This window comes from Lacrimispora xylanolytica (genome assembly GCF_026723765.1).
GTDB classification, from domain to species: domain Bacteria; phylum Bacillota; class Clostridia; order Lachnospirales; family Lachnospiraceae; genus Lacrimispora; species Lacrimispora xylanolytica.
Genome location: NZ_CP113524.1, coordinates 3,143,974 through 3,159,002 on the forward strand (window position 1 = coordinate 3,143,974; position 15,029 = coordinate 3,159,002).

Below are 15,029 nucleotides of genomic sequence, written 5' to 3' on the forward strand. Positions count from 1 at the left end.
TTTATAAAATAACTTAACGGCTCATAAAGGAGAATACGAAATGAATTTCTTTAAAAATGCCCCTGAGAAAGGGAAAGGTATCCAGGATCATTATTCTGCCATGGCTCCATTTCTAATCCGTATGAGCATCCTGTTTTCATTTTTACTGGGAGCCTCTTTAATCGGATATAGTTTTAAAGCGCTCCAATTACAGGAAACTAATATAGCCATTGTTTATCTGCTGGCTGTACTTTTAACGGCACGGTATACGGGAGGATACCTTTTTGGCTTCTGGGTCTCTCTCTTTGCAGCCTTTATCTTTAATTTTTTATTTATGGAGCCTTATTACACGTTTTCCGTTAATACACCAAATTATATTATAACCTTTACCATTATGGCAATCACTGCCTTTATTACCAGTACCTTAACGACCCATGCCAAGCAAAATGCCATTCAGGCCAGAGAACGGGAAGAGGAAGCGAAGGCTCTCTATTCCCTTACCAACCGTTTGACCGATGCAGCGGACATTCCTGAAATCGCAGACATTGCAGCAAGTGCAGTCTGTGAGATGTTAAACTGCAGGGTCGGCTGTGTCTGCTTTGATGAGTCCGGGAAACCGGATGAGGCCTTTACCCGGCAGTTTTCTCCAAAGAATGGGACGACGAAAGAGGTAACCTCACAGAAATCCTTTTTTGACTGGCTCATATCCGGAAGGGATTCCACCTTAGGCGTCATAAGAATTCCCATGGATGATGCAAAGCGCATGACTTCTACCCAGACACGGCTGCTTCAGGGTATGATTGAAAATACAGCACTTGCCATGGACCGTTTTCATGCCGCCGAGCAGCGGCGTAAAACAAATGAGGCCATCGTCCAGGAGCGTTACCGGGGCAATCTGCTTCAGGCTATCTCTCACGATCTTCGGACTCCTCTTACAGGCATTATGGGAACAGCAGAAATGCTTCTTACCATGACAGGGAAGGACGACAACCGGTATGAACTGATTAAGGAAATATACGGAGACGCGGACTGGCTCCATTCTCTGGTGGAAAACATCCTAAGTCTCACCCGCCTGCAGGAAGGAAAATTAGTTCTTCATAAGCAGGAGGAAGCCGGGGAGGAAGTCATAGGTGCTGCGGTACACCATGTCCTGCACCTTCATCCGGAGCACGACATATGGGTTACTGCCCCTGAGGAACTGCTTCTCATTCCCATGGACGCCAAATTAATCCGACAGGTTCTGATCAATCTTTTGGACAATGCCATCAAGCATACAAAGCCGGAACAGGAAATCCAGGTCTCCTTAAAAAAGGAGAACAGCGGTAATTATGCTGTTTTCTCTGTCTGTGACCATGGGGAAGGCATTGATGCATCAGACATTTCTAATATCTTTCAAATGTTTTATACCTCTGCTTCCAGGCGAAACGACGTTAAGCTGGGGGTTGGACTGGGGCTGACCTTATGCGAAGCCATTGTGAAAGCTCACGGTGGGGAAATTAAAGCAAGGAACAGGGAGAATGGACCGGGCGCAGAATTTATTTTCACCCTTCCTTTCAAGGAGAATTTTCATGAATCTAAATAACAGAAAAATCCTGATTGTTGAAGACGACAAGCAAATAAGAAATTTCATCAGCTATTCCCTTGATCAGGAAGGGTTTGCCTATGTCACATCAGGCACCGGTCAGGGGGCTCTCTCTATCCTTTTGTCGGATCAGATTGATATTATGCTCCTGGATCTTGGACTGCCGGATCTTGACGGCATGGAGGTGATTAAGAAGGTGAGGGAATGGTCAGAGCTCCCCATCATCGTGGTTTCTGCCAGAGATCAGGACAAGGAAAAGGCAGCGGCACTTGACTTAGGGGCAGACGATTATCTCACAAAGCCATTTTCCGCCACAGAGCTTCTTGCCCGAATCCGGGTGGCACTGCGGCACTTAAATCAGCACAATGGACCGGAAAGGGCCCAGAACCACCTTCAGGCAGGTGACCTACAAATTGATTTTGAAAAAAGGCTGGTCTATCTGGAAAATCAGGAAGTACATGTAACTCCTATGGAATACAGCCTCTTGACCCTGTTCTTTAAAAACATGGGAAAGGTACTGACCACAAAGCAGATACTGACTGAGATCTGGGGGATTCACTACGGCAATGACACCCAGGCCCTCCGGGCTCTTATGGCCGGCCTCAGGCGGAAAATCGAAAAAAATCCAGCCAAACCTCGTTATATTATAACGGAAATAGGGGTTGGGTACCGGCTGGTTGACGAGTAGACAGGCAGCAACAATCTAACCATCATCGATAAAAGAAAAACCGGGATAAGAAGTTCTTTATGACTTCTTATCCCGGTTTTTCTTTCTCACATCGTTCCAATACCGTTCTCACACCATTCTCACACCCCCTCTTCCATTCTCACACCCCACTCACAAAATAAGAGCTATGATAGAAATTACCAAATCGATCTGGCAAAGCAATGAAAAAGCAGACGGCTTTTTCCCAGGCTGTCAATCTACGAAAAAGGATAGGAAGATAGATCGCTATGAGTAAAACATTAAAGCAAGCATTTTCTCCCGATGTGTTATCCGATTTACAAAAACTGCCCGTAAAAGAGGTGTATTCTGCTTTAAACACCGGAGAAAAAGGGCTGTCAAAATCAGAGGTCGCCACGCGCATCCACCAGTTTGGAAAAAATGCGCTCCAGGAGAAGAAGGACCAGCCCCTTATCTTTAAATTTCTCTCTAACTTTACCCACTTTATGGCCATTCTCCTCTGGTGCGCAGGCTTAGTGGGCTTCATTGCCCAGCTGCCTGAACTTGGAATTGCAATCTGGATGGTAAATATCATAAACGGTGCGTTCAGTTTTTGGCAGGAATTCCGGGCTGGCAAAGCAACTGAGGCTTTAAAGAAGCTCCTTCCAGATTATGCCCGTGTGGTCCGGGACGGGGAAGAGCAAAAAATACTGGCAGAGGATCTGGTCCCTGGTGATCTCATCCTCCTTGGAGAAGGGGACCGCATTTCAGCCGATGCCCGTCTGGTGGAGGACAATGATTTAAGCGTGAATCAATCCACCCTGACCGGAGAATCCCATCCAGTCCACAAATCTAAGGATGAGGTAATACGAGATGACCTCTCACGTTCCGAACAGCCTGATATGATTTTCGCCGGAACCAACGTAGCGGCAGGAACCTGTAAGGCAATTGTCTATGCGACCGGTATGAATACGGAGTTTGGAAAAATTGCAGGCCTTACCCAGACGCTGAAAGAAGAATTAAGTCCTCTTCAAAAAGAGATGAATAAGCTGACCAGGACTGTTTCCATTCTTGCCATCAGCATTGGTGTCGTATTTTTCCTGCTGTCCATTCTGCTGGTTGGTACAGAATTAGCCGTGGCATTTATTTTCGCCATGGGTATGATCGTAGCGTTTATCCCGGAGGGACTCCTTCCCACCGTTACCTTATCCCTTGCCATGGGCGTTCAGCGGATGGCCAAAAGAAATGCCCTCATCAAACGTCTTTCTGCTGTGGAGACACTGGGCTGTACCACTGTTATTTGTACGGATAAAACAGGAACTCTGACCCAAAATGAGATGACCGTAAGCAATATCTTTATCGGGGGAAAATCCCTTGATGTAACCGGAGTAGGTTATGACCCTTCGGAAGGCAGAATTCTAGAAAATGGACACCCTGTGGCTCCCGGAACACCAGATTTAAGCAGGCTCTTAAGTGCAGCGGCCCTTTGCTGCAACGCTCATCTCGTACCCCCAGGCCCGGAATCCTCCCGTTTTACTGTACTTGGAGACCCCACTGAGGCCGCTCTGCTGGTGGCTGCCCAAAAGTACGGCCTAGCACCAGAGGATTTAAATAAGAAAGAACTCCGCCTTCGTGAGCTGCCATTTGATTCTGTAAGAAAACGGATGACCACGATTCACCAGGTCTCAAACGACCGGATCGCCTTTACAAAAGGCGCTCCAAAGGAAGTTCTTGAGCTATGCACCCACATAAGGGTTAATGGAACCTCCATGGAAATGGACGGAAAGACCCGTGCCGAAATCATGGAAATCAATGACCGTTATGCAAGAAACGGCCTCAGAGTCCTTGCCGTTGCATCCAGAAACCTAAAAGGCATTACCGGAATTCCTCAAAGCTTAAGCCAATATACCCCGGAACTTATTGAGCAGGAGCTTACCTTTTTAGGTCTCATTGCCATGGTTGATCCTCCCCGTCCGGAAGTATCCGAAGCGGTTAAGAAATGTCACAGGGCAGGCATACGGATTATCATGATCACCGGTGACTATGGTCTCACGGCAGAAAGCATTGCCCGCCGAATCGGAATTATAAAAGGGGAACATCCAAGAATTATTACAGGAATCGAACTTGGGAAAATGCAGCCGGAAGAACTTAAGAAAGCCCTGGAGGGTGAAGTACTCTTTGCCAGAGTGGCGCCGGAACAAAAGCTGCAGGTGGTAAGTGCACTTCAGGAGATGAAGCATATCGTTGCGGTTACAGGCGACGGAGTCAACGATTCTCCAGCTTTAAAAAAGGCAGACATCGGTGTTGCCATGGGACTTTCCGGCACTGATGTGGCAAAAGAGGCTGCTGACATGATCCTGACCGATGATAACTTCGCTTCCATTGTCAATGCAGTGGAGGAAGGGCGTGCAGTCTACAATAATATTCGTAAATTTGCAGTGTACATTTTTAACAGCAATATGGCTGAGGCAGTGCCTATGATTTTCTATCTCTTCTCCAGAGGTACGATTCCACTTCCCCTGACCATTATGCAGGTACTTTGTATTGACCTTGGAACCGATATGGTACCGGCCATGGGTCTGGGTGCAGAATCACCGGAGCCTGGCATCATGGATATTCCACCCCGTTCACAAAAAGAGTCTCTGCTGACTAAAAAACTGCTTTCACGTGCCCTCTTATGGTACGGCTCCATGGAAGCAATCGCCTGTATGGCTGCTTTCTTTTACCTAAACTGGCTGAACGGCTGGCCTGGTACTCCCCTTCCCGGTACAGGGACCATTTACCGGATGGCGACCACCATGACATTTGCAGCCATTATACTGGCACAGGTAGGTGCTGTATTTGCCTGCCGGACCGAGCGGGTATCCATCTTTAAAACAGGCTTTCATACCAACAAGCTGATTCTTGTGGGAATCTTGGTAGAGCTGATTCTTTTAAGCCTCATCACCTACTTACCGTTCCTCCACAATCTTTTTAATACGGCTCCACTGGGCTTAAAGGAATGGGTATTCTTAATCTGGATTCCATTTGCGGTTCTGCTCATTGATGAAATCAGGAAATTCTTCCTGCGAAATCTTAGACCCAGAAAGAATAAAGGAAATTATGAGAAGAAGGAGATGTATAATTCATGAGAATGATCATCGTAGGCTGCGGACGAAATGGTTCCGGCCTGGCACTGGCATTAAGTAAAATGGGCCACAACGTGACCGTCATAGATTCCAACCCAGGATCATTTAAAGAACTTGGCCCTAATTTTCGGGGAGAGACCATAGAGGGAATTGGGTTTGACCAGGAGGTCCTCTTAAAGGCACAGATCAAAAAGACCGATGCACTGGCTGCCTTTACCTCCAGTGATGAATCCAATGCGGTAATTGCACGAATCTCCAGAGAAATCTATCACGTACCAAAGGTAGTCGCCCGTCTTCATGACAGGGAAAAGGCCGAGATTTATAAACGGCTGGGCGTACAGACCTTATCCTCTACAGCCTGGGGAATACAAAGGGCTGTGGATCTGCTTTGCTACTCACCGCTTCATACCATATTCAGCATGGGGAACGGAGATGTGGAGCTTGTGGAAATTGAGACCACACCTCTCATGGAAGGCCATAAGGCTAGTGAACTTTCCATCCCAGGAGAAGTAAACATTGTATCCATTACCAGGGGAAACAAGACCATACTGCCCACAACAGGTACTGCACTGCAAAAAGGGGATATTCTCTATGTTGCTGCCGCCATATCTTCCTTTGACCGGTTAAAACGCTTATTTGGAATTTCCAATGGAAAGGGGATATAAAGATGAAGGTCATAATTATTGGCGGTGGCCAAGTTGGTGCATATTTAGCTTCCCTTCTATTGGAACGGGGGCATGAAATTAAAATCATTGATGTGAGAGAAACCAGGATCCCGGTCTTAAAGCGTGACCTTCCTGAGGAATGTGTTATCTGCGGGAATGGAGCCGAGCCAAGGGTCCTGGAAGCCGCTGGGATCAATCAGACCGATGTGGTGGCCGCCGTGACCGGCTCTGATGAAACAAACCTGGTGGTAGCCACCCTATCCCGCATGGAGTACGGGGTACGCCGTGTGGTAGGAAGGGTAAATAATCCTAAAAATGCATGGCTCTTTCAGGGAATCATGGGAGTCGATGCCGCTCTTAACCAGGCCGATTTAATGGCTCGACTGGTGGCAGAGGAAATGACAATGGGCGATATGATGACCCTTTTAAAGCTACACGGCGGTCAATACTCTCTGGTAGAGCGTATAGTGGACCCGGCATCTCCGGCCGCTGGGAAAACGGTAAAGGAGATTAATCTGCCCCTGGAATGCGTTCTTGTTGCTATCCTTCGAAAAGACCAGCTTCTTCTTCCCAGAGGAAACACCCATCTGATTGCTGGTGACAAGGTAGTTGCAATTGCCCATAACTCTTATTTGGACCATCTGGCTGAGACACTGGGATCAGAAAAATAGCATTCTGCCAGGGAATGGAGGTGCTTTACAGTATGATATTTAAAGAGTTTGGGACCATCAGTGCACCGACCATAGTCCTTCTTCATGAAGGCGGCCTTTCCTGGTGGTCTCTGATGGAAACCATTGAACTGCTGAAGAAGGATTACCACATCGTAGCTCCCATTATAGACGGACACGGAGAAGATGCACAAACCACCTTTTTAAGTATCCAGGATTCTGCCCGTAAACTGATCCAGTATATTGATGAAAATAACAACGGTTCTGTCTTTGCCATGGGCGGTTCCACCCTGGGGGCACAGATAGTCGTTGAGGCACTGTCTCAAAGGACTGATATTGCCAGGTATGCCATCATAGAAAGTCCTTGGGTGATACCATCTAAGTCTCTGACATTTTTAACGGTTTTGGCAGGCAGACTTGCGTACAGACTTTATCACTGGAAATGGTTTGCCAGGATCAGAGCCAGAGAATTATCTATAAAGAAACAACATTTTATTGAGTACTTCAGCGACACCAGCTCCATGACAAAAGATTCCCTGATAAACATCGCAGTGAATCACTCTTCTTATGCGGTCTCTGACTCATTAAAAAACACCAGAGCCAATGTAATGATTATCATAGGTTCCAGAGAAATTAAGCGTATGGACCCTTCCATCCATAAGCTGATTGACATGATACCAGAGACCAAGGTATTTATTGTCCCCGGCATGAAGCCCGGGGAATTCAGCATGATACACAGTACAGAGTATTATTATCTGCTCAAACGCATCACCGGATAACGATAGAACCAAAACGAGCTTTGAAAACCTGACATACAGGAATTCAAAGCTCGTTTCTGCTTTATTTAAAATCCTCAAGAAATTTCCTGGACCATTCCGCATTGTCTGGTGTGCTGTCTTCTATGGTCATCTGGACAAATGGTTTGTCCTTCTTAATAAAATTAAGAATGGTATCATACTTCATGGTGCCAGTTCCTGGTGCGCCGGATACTACCTTGTCACCTTCAATGACAAAATCCTTCATATGAACCACGTCCGTATACTCTCCCAGATCCTTAATGGCTTCCCCAATCACTTCATCATAACGAACACTGTTTTCTACCGAAAGGAGGTTAACCGGATCCAGAATGATTCTTAAATTAGGGGAATCAATTTCCTTAAGCACCTTTAACGCCTGTTTGGAGTCATATACAATGTGGCTCCACACTGGTTCTATGGCCATGATAACACCAAATTTTTCCGCGCATTCTACCACGGGACGAAAATTCTTAATGAAAGTCTGTAAGGATTCCTCTGTATGGCTTTCCGGTACAAAGCGGTATTCTGCATTAGGTGCCCCGGTTTCCGTACCCACTACGCTGCATCCTAACATGGAGGCAAAACGAAGATGTGCAAAATAACGTTCCTGAATCTTTTTAAGCTCAACCGGATCAGGATGTGCCAGATTCAGATAACAGCCTAACACTGCAATATCCACATCATACTTGGCAAACAGCTTACGAAGATAGGTAGCATAGCCTGGAGTCAATGCAGAGTCGTCTACGGAATGCTCCTTCACCGTTTTGGTTAATGCCAGATGAGCACAGCAAAATCCCTGTTCCTGTGCAATCTTTAATCGTTCTTCTATTGTGCCTGGTGCTACATCGTGTAACCGGATTCCAATCTGCATAATTAACTTCTCCTTTATTTTACATCATAGTGATCCACATTGGTCACATCAAACGCTTTCCCAACTTGTCCGGAAATCGAAACCTGATCAAGAATCAACGTTTCAACGTTATTGATTAAGAAGCCTTTCTTTGAGCATTCCTCGATTCCGCTTAACATGGCTGGTGCACCTTTGTTTGCTTCCTCTGCAAAAGAAACCTCAACATTCTTAAGTTCAATACGCTCAATCTTCTGTTCTGGAAGTCCGTAAAAGAAGGAAGCAGCCACATGACAATTCTCTGCTTTTATGTTTGTGAAATACAGCCCTTTGATGCTGGGAGTCCTCTCATCAACAGGCAAGGCCTCGCGAGACTGTACATAATCGGATTTCCCATCTGGATCGCAGAAATAAAAGCTGTTTACCACAAAAGGTGTCATAACATGATCCATGTGGATATGGTCAAAATATATTTCGGAAAGCACAGAATCTTTTCCCCGACCTCTTCTCGTCTTAATTCTCAACCCTCTGTCGGTATGGCGGAACAGACAGTATTCCACCCGAATGTTTTTAACCCCGGCTCCTACTTCACTTCCTACGGTAACCGCACCGTGGCCGTTTTCCATCAGACACTGACGGATCATAATATTCTCAGAAGGTGTTTTATACTTTCTTCCCATATAAATCTTTCCGGACTTAATGGCAATACAGTCATCTCCTAAAGAGAAATGAACCCCCAGGATCTCAACATCTTTACAGGATTCCGGATCCAATCCGTCTGTATTATGGGAATTGGCAGGATTATTGATGGTTAAATCAATGAACTTCAAATCTTGGCTAAAGTAAGGGTGAAGCACCCATGCCGGACTGTCCTTCAAAGAAAATCCCTGTAAGCTTACATTTTTACATCTCTCTAAAAATACCATACGGGGGCGGAAGGCAATCTTCATCTGCCGAACATCGTGCCACCAGTTATCAAAATCAGCCTGACCATTGATCAAACCTCTTCCGTAGATCACAACATCCTCTACATCGATACCAGTAATAATTCCAGCAAACATCGGTAAGGGGTTGCCCTCCCATGTTCCCAGATTATAATCTTCCTTTTCGTCATAGCTTTCTATGACACCCGGAAATCTTGGGAATTTGTTACGGTCTGTATCTGCCTGAAGCTCGGCACCTTCGGCAAGCTCTATCTTAATATGGCTCTTTAAAAACAGGCTGGTAATGTGGTAGGTACCTTTTGGAATAAGTACTCTTCCATCTTTAGGACAAGCCATAATAGCCGCCTGGATAAAGGGAGTATCATCCTGAATGCCATCCCCCTTTGCCCCGATTTCACGAACATTTAAGGTGACAAACTCATAATCGGTACGAAAAACTACTTCTGCCTTTTTTCCATCTCTTTCCAAGCAGATATTATAATCCATATCCGGTTTTAAGTCAAATAAAGTAAATACGGTCTTTTTTGTCTCTCCATGGCTTTCTCCATTTACATAGATCGTCCCAGGAGTATCATATTCATAGATCTGCTCTGTTATGGTTTCAATGGTTGCAGAACGTGCTGTCTTTAAAGCAACTCTAAGTTTCATACTGACTTAACCTCGCATTTTCTTTTCGTATATTCAAAAAGGCGCAGCAACTTAATACTACGCCCAATCTAATTCAATTAACCTTTTACGCCTCCGGCTGCGATACCATCAATAAAGGCATCCTGTGCACAGAAGAATACAATCAGGGAAGGAATGATAGAGATTAAAGACATCGCTAAAATTCGGTTCCACTGGAATCCAACATCACCATCCATTGACATACGTAAGTAAATGGAGTTTGTGTATTTGGGCATATCGGAAACGTAAATGAGGGGTCCCATAAAGTCATTGGTGGTCCACATGAACTGGAACAGTGCAACGGAAACCAGAGATGGCTTTAACATAGGAACGATAACATACCATAAGGTTTTAATGGAGTTACATCCATCAATCTTAGCTGCTTCCTCAAGCTCCTTTGGCACACCCCTTAAGAACTGTACCAGCATGAACAGGAAGTAAGTATCTCCTGCAAACAGAGAAGGAATCACTAATGGAAGATAGGAGTTTGTCCATCCCCACTGATTGAACATGATGTACTGTGGTGCATTTAAAACTACCTGTGGAAGGAATAAAGTGGAGATCATTAAGGAGAAAAGGATTGCTTTTCCCTTAAATTCAAACCGTCCGAAACCGTAAGCAGTAATGGTTGCAGAGAAAACAGTGAAAATTACTTTAGGTACTACGATTTTATAAGTGTTGAGCATGGACTTGATTAAGTTAATCTTGCCGCCGTAATCAACAAATGCATTGTCATATCCGTCCATAACAGGATTCTTTGGCCAGAACCATGCGCTGGTAAAAATCTCAGAGTTTGTTTTAAAGGTAGCTCCCACCATCCAGATCAGGGGGTATACCATAATGAAACCTACAGCAATAAGAAGCGTATAACGAATCACTGTACTGATTTGTCTTCTAGTCTCTTTCGTCATGTTATCTACCTCCCGTCCTCATCTGAATAGTAAACCCACTTCTTCTGGCTTACGAACGCCACAGCCGTAAAGGTCATAACGATAAGGAACAGAATCCATGCCTGTGCACTTGCCATACCCATCTTGTGACGTAAGAATGCGTTGTTGTAAATCAAGATGGAAATAAGTGTTGTCGCTCCGTTTGGTCCTCCCTTTGTTACAAGGAATGGTCCGTTGAACTCCTGGAATGCCTGACATAACTGGGTAATCAGATTGTAGAAAATAACTGGTGTGATAAGCGGAACTGTGATCTTAAAAAACTGTGTCCACTTTCCTGCTCCATCAATAGATGCTGCTTCATAGAGATCTTCTGATACCCCCTTTAGAGCGGCAAGGAAGATAACCATGGCAGATCCAAACTGCCATACTCTTAAAAGAATGATAACTGCAAGAGCGCCGTTGGCAGATGCCATCCAGTTGATTTTTTCAGCTCCGAAAGCGCCAATTACGGTATTGATCAGACCGTCTGTATTAAATACCGCTCTCCAAAGAATTGCTATGGCAATGGAACCACCAAGAATGGAGGGAATGTAATATGCAGTTCTAAAGAAGTTTACACCCTTTAATTTAAAATTTAGAATATATGCAATGAATAATGCAAATGTCAGCTTTACAGGAACATCAATAATTGCATATTTGAATGTAACCATGAAAGCTCTTCTGATGTCAGAATCTGTAAAAATCTTATTATAGTTCATCAAACCTGTCTTTGTTACACCACTGAACAGGTCATAATTTGTAAAGCTATAGTACAGTGAAGATGCGAACGGATAAACTTTAAAAAGTATAAATCCAATCAGCCACGGTAGCACAAAGAAAAATCCTGCATTCTCTGCCAGGAACTTATGAATACCCTTAGACTTCATACTGCTTATACCTCCTGTTTTTTAAGTATTGTGTATTGCGCACGAATCATATTTTCTAAACCTACGCAAGTTTGATTATCGTTCCCCGCAATATTATTCCATACAAGTTCCCCGAAATTGCTGTATTTATCCCTCTGAAGTACACCAATGTTGCACGCCTTAAGGATGGAATAACCGATTTCCAAAATTTCAGGAGAATCCGGGAGGTCTTTCATCTTTTCCTTGACTATAACCTTGAACAAATCCCTTAATTCTCTATAATATTCGTAGATCTCTTCTGACATCTGACTGATGGTTTCGATCAGGGCTACTAAATCATTCCCTGTAAAGGCTTCCTTATTCCGAAACATTGCAGCAATTTCATTATAATGTTCTTTCCTATTATAACTCGTTTCATACGCTGTAACAAATGGCATGAATTCCAAAGTCCATTCATTTGATATCATTGCTGTATCAATCTTCTGTCTGTATTCCTCATTGTCTGTTTGCCCATAAGCAAAAAAATATGCTAAATAGTCCTGCATCGGCAGGCTGCCTGCCGTCCCCTCCAGGGCCTTAAGCCCGCCTAAATGATTCAGTACAAATTCCTTATAAGACTCTTCCCCTAAAGCCTCATACATCTGTACTGCACCAGTCAGCTGGTATGGTTTCAATGTCTCATATCTGCATTCCATGACTTTTGTCTGCCCTTTTCTTTATGGGAGCCGCCATAACGTTATGGCGGCTCGTATGAAATGTATGTTTCTTTTCTATAATGCTAATTAGTTCTCCAGAGTATCTGTAACACCCTTGATTAAGTCAGTTGCAGCCTGCTTGGAGTCAACTTCACCAGCACTTAATTTACCAAATACTTTGTAGTAAACACCGTCTGGGTTAGCCTTTAAGTCGTTGTGCTCAAATTTGCTGTCCAGAGTGAACTTGCTGTAGCTCATAACCTTTGTGTTTGCTTCAATTGTTAAAGCATCGCCAAGCTTGTTATCCTGAAGAACCTTTAAGCCTGCTGCGGAGCAAGGAATTCCTCTCTCAGTAGAACCGATCTTAACGCCTTCTTCATCATTTAACAGGAAGTTAATTAACATAGCTGCTTCTTTTGGATGCTTGGAGCTTGAAGGAACTGCAAACGCCATGGAAATCTTTGTAAATCCACCGTTGTTGTTGCCCATCTTAATGAAATCACCAAGAACGAATTCCTGACCTGGCTTGTTTACGCTGCCTTCAAGAGCTTTTTTGAACTTGGAAGCGGAGGAATCCCACTCGAAGATACCTGCATACTTGCCATCGATCCATTTTGCATTCTTGTCAAGAGAGTCAGCCATATCGCCATTGATGGTAGCTAATGTTGGGATAACGTGCTTCTCTTCTAAGCCAGTAATGAAATCCATACCGTCTTTTACTTCATCTTCTGTGTAGTTGATCTGGCCTTCTTCTACCCAGTTCTTACCATATTTGGACTCAAGATAGTAAACCATTAAGATCATACGATCATACTCACCAACTGCTAATGGATACATATCAGGATCTTTTGCTTTGAAAGCTTCTCCTGCTTTATACAGAGAATCAAGGTCTGTAGGAATTGCTACACCAACCTCATCAAAAGCTGACTTATTCCAGTAGAACAGACGACCTGTTAAAGAAATCGGAACTGCCATTAACTTCTTATCTAATTTACAAAGCTCAAGGCTTTCCGGTGAAAACTGCTTTAAATCAAGAACATCGGAGTAATCCTCAAGGTTAGCGAATGACTTTCCGCCCTGGCCGTAAGATTCAATCCAGTTCCAGTTGATCTGCATAACATCTGCTGCGTTGCCGCCTAAGATGTTTAAGGACTGCTTCTCTTCCCAGCCTGTCCATGCGCCGTACTCAGGAGTAACTGTTATGTTAGGATACTTTGCCATAAAGGCTTTGATTGCTTCTTCTGTTGCAGCATGTCTGCTGTCTCCACCCCACCAGGAAAACTTGAGTTCTACTGGCTCTCCGGAAGTTGTGTCTGAAGCTGCTGCCGAAGTTGTCTCTGCTGCCTTTGTTGTCTCAGCCGCACCGGTTGTCTCAGTCGTGCCCTTGCCGCCTGCACATGCAGATAAAGACATAGCCATAACAGTCGCTAACCCCATCGCTGTCCACTGTTTGATTTTTCTCATTTTTCTCTCTCCTTTTTTCTTTCCCTCAAATGAGTTCTTTAAAAGCCTTTGGAAGCATTTACAATTTTCAACAATTTTTTCAACCGTTGCGTAAGCGCTTACACTGTGCTTTTTCTATATTATAGCATCCATCATCTTATAATTCATTTCAAATACGGCACAAAACATTGAATATATTGACATCCTATGATATAATTTTAGTAATATTAGCTAAGGAGAATCCAATTTATGAAAGTACTTACCTCATATTCAGACGGAATTGACCATTGCATGGCTTCCAAATACTTCTCAATTGCTCATCTTCATAAAGAATCCGGTGTATTAAGTATGCACAGCCACCGCTGTTATGAGTTCAATTATTCCATCAGCGGGGAACGTACTTTTTTGATCGAAGACAATAATTACCGCGTAGAACCAGGGAATTTGTTTATGATCAACAATCACGAAAAGCATCAGGTGATACAAATGGATTCAACCATACCACACGAAAGATACACCATTTTTATAGATCCTTCTTATTTAAAAAGCATTTCCACTCCACTGACAGATTTAACCTATTGCTTCACGCACAGACCTGACAAATTTTCCCATCGAATTGCTCTGAACCAGGGCCAGCAACGACGATTTACTTACTATATCAACAAATTATCCGCCGAGGAAGGCTTTGGGCAGGACGTGGAAGAACGGTCTGTTTTCGCCGAATTTATGGTTTTTGTGACAAAACTGGCCATGGATGCCTCCGCAGGTGACGAAACTGAGGACCAGAGACAGTATTTTAACAGTAAAGTGGCCGATATCATCACTTACATCCATCATAACATTGATTCCCCCCTTAGCATTGGAGAGATAGCAGCTCATTTTTACTTAAGCACCTCTTATCTTTGCAGGTTATTTAAAAAGGGGACTGGCACCACCATTAATTCCTATATTACCAACCGCAGGATCGAGCTGGCTCAGACTTTATTGTCCGGGGGCTACAGCGTCAACGAGGTCTATCTCATGTGTGGATTTAATGATTACAGCAATTTCTTCAAAGCCTTTACAAAAAAGACAGGAATCTCACCAAAGAAGTATGCACAGAACAGCTTAAGTTAATCTAAGAGAGGACCAGAACTCCATGTGAGCTCTGATCCTC

General features: G+C 44.1%; 13 protein-coding genes. 7 read left to right on the forward strand and 6 right to left on the reverse strand.

The window, feature by feature from the left end:
* The first annotated feature begins 40 nt into the window (after positions 1 to 40).
* From OW255_RS14715 to OW255_RS14740, 6 genes are all read left to right on the forward strand, one after another.
* Complete coding sequence (locus OW255_RS14715) at positions 41 to 1,561, forward strand: sensor histidine kinase (protein WP_268114486.1); 1,521 nt, start codon at positions 41 to 43, stop codon at positions 1,559 to 1,561.
* Entirely contained in the window at positions 1,548 to 2,249 is a 702-nt protein-coding gene (locus OW255_RS14720) for a response regulator (RefSeq protein ID WP_024838407.1), read from the forward strand. Before OW255_RS14715 ends, OW255_RS14720 begins: the two co-directional genes overlap by 14 nt.
* A gap of 266 nt (positions 2,250 to 2,515) precedes the next feature.
* Positions 2,516 to 5,356, forward strand: a complete 2,841-nt coding sequence (locus OW255_RS14725) for a cation-translocating P-type ATPase (RefSeq protein WP_268114487.1) — start codon at positions 2,516 to 2,518, stop codon at positions 5,354 to 5,356.
* Positions 5,353 to 6,018 carry a potassium channel family protein gene (locus tag OW255_RS14730; protein WP_024838409.1) on the forward strand — a complete coding sequence of 222 codons (666 nt, stop codon included), beginning with the start codon at positions 5,353 to 5,355 and terminating at the stop codon, positions 6,016 to 6,018. Before OW255_RS14725 ends, OW255_RS14730 begins: the two co-directional genes overlap by 4 nt.
* Before the next feature lie 2 nt (positions 6,019 to 6,020).
* A complete protein-coding gene (locus tag OW255_RS14735) occupies positions 6,021 to 6,689 on the forward strand; it encodes a potassium channel family protein (protein ID WP_024838410.1) in 669 nt (222 codons plus the stop codon).
* A 32-nt stretch (positions 6,690 to 6,721) separates the two neighbouring features.
* A complete protein-coding gene (locus OW255_RS14740) occupies positions 6,722 to 7,465 on the forward strand; it encodes an alpha/beta fold hydrolase (RefSeq protein ID WP_024838411.1) in 744 nt (247 codons plus the stop codon).
* A gap of 61 nt (positions 7,466 to 7,526) precedes the next feature.
* On the opposite strand, the gene OW255_RS14745 is transcribed toward OW255_RS14740, so the two are convergent.
* The 6 genes from OW255_RS14745 to OW255_RS14770 form a co-directional block, all read right to left on the reverse strand.
* Positions 7,527 to 8,354, reverse strand: coding sequence for a sugar phosphate isomerase/epimerase family protein (locus OW255_RS14745; protein ID WP_268114488.1), 828 nt, complete (start codon positions 8,352 to 8,354; stop codon positions 7,527 to 7,529).
* A 14-nt stretch (positions 8,355 to 8,368) separates the two neighbouring features.
* Complete coding sequence (locus tag OW255_RS14750; RefSeq protein WP_268114489.1) at positions 8,369 to 9,922, reverse strand: glycoside hydrolase family 28 protein; 1,554 nt, start codon at positions 9,920 to 9,922, stop codon at positions 8,369 to 8,371.
* 77 nt (positions 9,923 to 9,999) lie between these two features.
* A complete protein-coding gene (locus OW255_RS14755) occupies positions 10,000 to 10,851 on the reverse strand; it encodes a carbohydrate ABC transporter permease (protein WP_024838414.1) in 852 nt (283 codons plus the stop codon).
* Between the two features lie 5 nt (positions 10,852 to 10,856).
* Positions 10,857 to 11,756, reverse strand: coding sequence for a carbohydrate ABC transporter permease (locus OW255_RS14760; RefSeq protein WP_024838415.1), 900 nt, complete (start codon positions 11,754 to 11,756; stop codon positions 10,857 to 10,859).
* 5 nt (positions 11,757 to 11,761) lie between these two features.
* Entirely contained in the window at positions 11,762 to 12,430 is a 669-nt protein-coding gene (locus OW255_RS14765; RefSeq protein WP_024838416.1) for a hypothetical protein, read from the reverse strand.
* Positions 12,431 to 12,517: 87 nt separating this feature from the next.
* Positions 12,518 to 13,894, reverse strand: a complete 1,377-nt coding sequence (locus tag OW255_RS14770) for an ABC transporter substrate-binding protein (RefSeq protein WP_024838417.1) — start codon at positions 13,892 to 13,894, stop codon at positions 12,518 to 12,520.
* A 228-nt stretch (positions 13,895 to 14,122) separates the two neighbouring features.
* Here OW255_RS14770 and OW255_RS14775 point away from each other — a divergent pair, with 228 nt between their 5' ends.
* Positions 14,123 to 14,989 carry a helix-turn-helix domain-containing protein gene (locus OW255_RS14775; protein ID WP_024838418.1) on the forward strand — a complete coding sequence of 289 codons (867 nt, stop codon included), beginning with the start codon at positions 14,123 to 14,125 and terminating at the stop codon, positions 14,987 to 14,989.
* Positions 14,990 to 15,029: the final 40 nt, after the last annotated feature.

Excerpts from the sequence above, each read along its gene's own strand:
- OW255_RS14715 (WP_268114486.1), top strand. The coding sequence starts at position 41 with ATGAATTTCTTTAAAAATGCCCCTGAGAAAGGGAAAGGTATCCAGGAT.
- OW255_RS14720 (WP_024838407.1), top strand. The coding sequence starts at position 1,548 with ATGAATCTAAATAACAGAAAAATCCTGATTGTTGAAGACGACAAGCAA.
- OW255_RS14725 (WP_268114487.1), top strand. The coding sequence starts at position 2,516 with ATGAGTAAAACATTAAAGCAAGCATTTTCTCCCGATGTGTTATCCGAT.
- OW255_RS14730 (WP_024838409.1), top strand. The coding sequence starts at position 5,353 with ATGAGAATGATCATCGTAGGCTGCGGACGAAATGGTTCCGGCCTGGCA.
- OW255_RS14735 (WP_024838410.1), top strand. The coding sequence starts at position 6,021 with ATGAAGGTCATAATTATTGGCGGTGGCCAAGTTGGTGCATATTTAGCT.
- OW255_RS14740 (WP_024838411.1), top strand. The coding sequence starts at position 6,722 with ATGATATTTAAAGAGTTTGGGACCATCAGTGCACCGACCATAGTCCTT.
- OW255_RS14745 (WP_268114488.1), bottom strand. The coding sequence starts at position 8,354 with ATGCAGATTGGAATCCGGTTACACGATGTAGCACCAGGCACAATAGAA.
- OW255_RS14750 (WP_268114489.1), bottom strand. The coding sequence starts at position 9,922 with ATGAAACTTAGAGTTGCTTTAAAGACAGCACGTTCTGCAACCATTGAA.
- OW255_RS14755 (WP_024838414.1), bottom strand. The coding sequence starts at position 10,851 with ATGACGAAAGAGACTAGAAGACAAATCAGTACAGTGATTCGTTATACG.
- OW255_RS14760 (WP_024838415.1), bottom strand. The coding sequence starts at position 11,756 with ATGAAGTCTAAGGGTATTCATAAGTTCCTGGCAGAGAATGCAGGATTT.
- OW255_RS14765 (WP_024838416.1), bottom strand. The coding sequence starts at position 12,430 with ATGGAATGCAGATATGAGACATTGAAACCATACCAGCTGACTGGTGCA.
- OW255_RS14770 (WP_024838417.1), bottom strand. The coding sequence starts at position 13,894 with ATGAGAAAAATCAAACAGTGGACAGCGATGGGGTTAGCGACTGTTATG.
- OW255_RS14775 (WP_024838418.1), top strand. The coding sequence starts at position 14,123 with ATGAAAGTACTTACCTCATATTCAGACGGAATTGACCATTGCATGGCT.